3 protein-coding genes are annotated in these 2842 nt (G+C 36.5%); all 3 read left to right on the top strand.

The window, feature by feature from the left end:
* A partial coding sequence (locus tag ACRCJ0_RS11560; protein ID WP_431390512.1) for a CpsB/CapC family capsule biosynthesis tyrosine phosphatase occupies positions 1-469 on the top strand: 469 nt, incomplete at its 5' end.
* A gap of 49 nt (positions 470-518) precedes the next feature.
* Positions 519-2354 (top strand): polysaccharide biosynthesis protein, encoded by a 1836-nt coding sequence (locus tag ACRCJ0_RS11555; RefSeq protein WP_431390511.1) that lies wholly within the window; start codon positions 519-521, stop codon positions 2352-2354.
* A 140-nt stretch (positions 2355-2494) separates the two neighbouring features.
* A partial coding sequence (locus ACRCJ0_RS11550; protein WP_431390510.1) for a Wzz/FepE/Etk N-terminal domain-containing protein occupies positions 2495-2842 on the top strand: 348 nt, incomplete at its 3' end.

Below are 2842 nucleotides of genomic sequence, written 5' to 3'. Positions count from 1 at the left end.
CCATTATATTTTAATTGAATTTCCAAGTCATGAAGTACCGCATTATGCGGAACAAGTATTCTTTGATTTATTGTCACGAAATATTCGCCCAATCATCGTTCATCCGGAACGAAATCAAAAGATTATTGAAAAACCAGAAATATTAAAACGTTTTGTGGAGATGGGTTGTTACGCACAGTTAACAGCAGCATCATATCTAGGAGAGTTTGGTTCTGGTGTTGAAGAAACGAGTCGTTTGTTGATTGAAGAAAATCTTGTCCATATGCTCGCTTCAGATGCCCACCGTCCACATGGACCTAGGGGCTTTAATATGGAGGCAGCCTTCAACAAAATGCAGGCTGAGTATGGGACTAGTATCGTGTTTGATTTTAAAGCCAATGCGAAAAGTTTAGTGAATGGGGATCCCATGATTGCGAATTTTGTTTTAGACCAACCAAAACGGAAGAAGAAATTTTTTGGTTTGTTTTAGTATGTTGTATCGTTAAAAGAAGAAAATAAGTTGGGAGCGTAACGCGTAAATGAATTTTTCGAAATATCAAAAATATTCGATACTGGTAGTTGCTGATTTTGTATCAATATTAGTTGCTGGTTTTGCGGCATATTTACTACTTGAGATATATGTAGGCTTAACCGTGTCAATGACGGTAGGCTTATCTATTATATATTTCATCGCTTATATACTAGCTAGTTTAGGGACCAAAAACTACAATTTGATTATCCGCTATATGAGTTTCAAAGGGGCATCGGATTTACTAATTACCCATTTTATTGCGTCAATTTTAACTCTAGCATCTGCAGCTATCATTTATAGAAGTTTTTCCATTCGTTTAGTATTTTTATTAGCTGTATTCTCTATTGGGTTAACATTTGTGTCACGTGCATTATGGCGATTCGCTTTGGATCGTAGAGATAACTTACCGAATGGTGAAGGCGTCTTTGAACCAACATTGCTTGTTGGCGCTGGTCGAGGAGGAAATACCTTCCTCAAACAATTTAAAAATGATGGGGCTTATCGCTTTGTTGGGTTTGTGGATGACGATAAAGAGCTTCTACATAAGAAGTTGGATAATTTAAGTATTCTAGGTTGTGTTGATGATATTCCAGATATTATCGAACAATATCATTTACAAAATATCATTATTACTGCACCAACTTTGCCAAGTGAAAAAATTGAACAAATTTTAGATTGGGGTATCGAATATGATGTAGACGTGCGCCAGATGCCTTCAGTTGAAAAAACACTATTAGGCTACCAAATGGATACAACTTCTGGCCCACAAGAAATTGAAATTTCTGACCTGTTGGGTCGTGAAGAAGTGGAATTAGATGATACAGATGCCTTCCGTCAGATCTCTGGCAAAGATATCTTAGTAACTGGTGCTGGTGGTTCAATTGGTTCTGAAATTTGTCGGCAGGTTGCGAAATTCGCACCACAAACAATTTACCTTTTAGGTCACGGGGAAAACTCAATCTACTTGATCAACCAAGAGTTCGCTCAAAAAGACTTACCAAATACCCGGATTATTCCAATCATTGCGGATGTACAAGATAAAGAACATATTGAACAAATCATGCAAACCTACAAACCAGATATCGTTTACCATGCAGCAGCGCATAAACATGTGCCGTTAATGGAAGCTAATCCAACTGAAGCAGTAAAGAACAATGTTTACGGCACAATGAATGTTGCCAATGCTGCCAAAAAAGCGAATGTAGATGTCTTTGTTATGGTATCTACAGATAAAGCGAATAATCCACCAAATGTGATGGGCGCATCTAAAAGAATTGCAGAGATGCTAGTTACTGGTATGGATAAAATTTCATCCCATACTAAATTTGCTGCTGTACGTTTTGGTAATGTGCTAGGTTCTCGTGGTTCCGTTATCCCTGTATTCAAAAAGCAAATTGAAAAAGGTGGCCCAGTTACAGTCACAGACTTTAGAATGCGCCGTTACTTTATGACGATTCCTGAAGCTAGTCGCTTGGTTATCCAAGCAGGTGCCAAGGCACAGGGTGGTGAATTATTTATCTTAGATATGGGTAAGGATGTATTGATTCTAGACCTTGCTAAGAAAATGATTAAATTATCAGGCTTTACTGAAAAAGAAATTCCGATTGTTGAAAGCGGTATTCGTCCTGGTGAGAAATTATATGAAGAATTACTATTAACGGATGAAACAACTGGACAAAAAGTAGATGATAAGATTTTTGTTGGTAAAATTAAGAGTCGACCAGTTGAAGAAATCTATGAATTTGTTGAAACGTTAGATTTAACTGCTGTAGATGATGATAGTTTAAATAAAAAATTAGTTGAATTTGTCCATCGTGATGCAAAGACATCTGAAAATGGATAATGAGAATCAAGTGAAAAATACCAGGAATCATAATATCTTATTGAAAACTTAAAAACTGGTATGGTAGACTGACATAGTTATGATAATATATTCAAATAGGAAGTAAATAATATGCATTATATTTGCTCGAGGAGGACGAGATGAACGATACCCAAGAAATCTCTTTAATTGAGATACTGAATATTCTTACTGCGAATATTTGGAAGATTATTTCAACCACTGTTATTGGGATTGTATTAGCAGCCTTAGTGACATTTTTCTTAATGACACCAAAATATACTTCTACAACAGATATTGTTGTAAATAATACCGCTACTGCTACTACGGAAAATACAATCACACAAGCAGGATTACAAGCGAACTTGACGCTTTTAAACACTTACCAATCATTGGTAAGCCGTCCATTAGTGCTTGATCCAGCAATTGCAGAGGTGCCTGAAGCAGAAGGTATGACTGCTGGTGCATTAGCAGAAAATGTTACTGTTTCA

The sequence above is a fragment of the Aerococcus sp. L_32 genome, from assembly GCF_050689315.1.
Note: the sequence above shows the minus strand (reverse complement) of the source record. Positions and strands in the feature narration are given on the sequence as shown.

Coding starts and splice junctions, on each gene's coding strand:
- ACRCJ0_RS11555 (WP_431390511.1), top strand. CDS start 519: ATGAATTTTTCGAAATATCAAAAATATTCGATACTGGTAGTTGCTGAT.